The sequence below is a fragment of the Exiguobacterium sp. s7 genome (genome assembly GCF_018618195.1).
Classification (GTDB): domain Bacteria; phylum Bacillota; class Bacilli; order Exiguobacteriales; family Exiguobacteriaceae; genus Exiguobacterium; species Exiguobacterium mexicanum_A.
Genome location: NZ_JACSLO010000039.1, coordinates 1 through 767, shown reverse-complemented (window position 1 = coordinate 767; position 767 = coordinate 1). Strand labels below are relative to the sequence as shown.

Annotated in this window: 6 tRNA genes and 1 rRNA gene; all 7 read left to right on the top strand. The window is 51.0% G+C overall.

The window, feature by feature from the left end:
* Nucleotides 1-89: ribosomal RNA gene (gene rrf, locus KNP79_RS15635) — 5S ribosomal RNA — on the top strand; the annotation flags it as partial.
* Between the two features lie 11 nt (nt 90-100).
* A tRNA-Val gene (locus tag KNP79_RS15630) sits at nt 101-176 on the top strand.
* A 9-nt stretch (nt 177-185) separates the two neighbouring features.
* A tRNA-Thr gene (locus KNP79_RS15625) sits at nt 186-261 on the top strand.
* Between the two features lie 34 nt (nt 262-295).
* Nucleotides 296-382, top strand: a tRNA-Leu gene (locus KNP79_RS15620).
* A 31-nt stretch (nt 383-413) separates the two neighbouring features.
* Nucleotides 414-490 (top strand) — tRNA-Arg (locus KNP79_RS15615).
* Between the two features lie 7 nt (nt 491-497).
* Nucleotides 498-574 (top strand) — tRNA-Pro (locus KNP79_RS15610).
* 11 nt (nt 575-585) lie between these two features.
* Nucleotides 586-661: transfer RNA gene (locus KNP79_RS15605), tRNA-Ala, on the top strand.
* Nucleotides 662-767: the final 106 nt, after the last annotated feature.

Below are 767 nucleotides of genomic sequence, written 5' to 3'. Positions count from 1 at the left end.
CCCGTTCCCATGCCGAACACGGAAGTTAAGCGCTTCAGCGCCGAAAGTAGTTGGGGGTCTCCCCCTGTGAGGATAGGACGTTGCCAGGCATTACATATTTGGAGGATTAGCTCAGCTGGGAGAGCACCTGCCTTACAAGCAGGGGGTCGGCGGTTCGATCCCGTCATCCTCCACCATTTACACCTGCCGGTGTAGCTCAGTTGGTAGAGCATCTGACTTGTAATCAGAGGGTCGAGGGTTCGAATCCTTTCGCCGGCACCATTTTTAAAATAGTCTACCGCATGAATTATACCTTGCCGGGGTGGCGGAATTGGTAGACGCACAGGACTTAAAATCCTGCGAGGGTTTCCTCGTGCCGGTTCAAGTCCGGCCCTCGGTACCATCTTAATATCCCATGAAAGTTCATTCGTCTCGCACCCTTAGCTCAGCTGGATAGAGCGTTAGACTACGAATCTAAAGGCCGGGAGTTCGAATCTCTCAGGGTGCACCATCTATTTCGGGAAGTAGCTCAGCTTGGTAGAGCACTTGGTTTGGGACCAAGGGGTCGCAGGTTCGAATCCTGTCTTCCCGACCATCATAACTTTTGGGGCCTTAGCTCAGCTGGGAGAGCGCCTGCCTTGCACGCAGGAGGTCAGCGGTTCGATCCCGCTAGGCTCCACCAATTTTTAAACTGACGAACTTTGAAAACTGAACGATGAGGCAAAAATGTTTTACAATTTTTGAATGAAGCGCAAGCTTCGTCATTTTTAAAGAGCTATATCAAATTC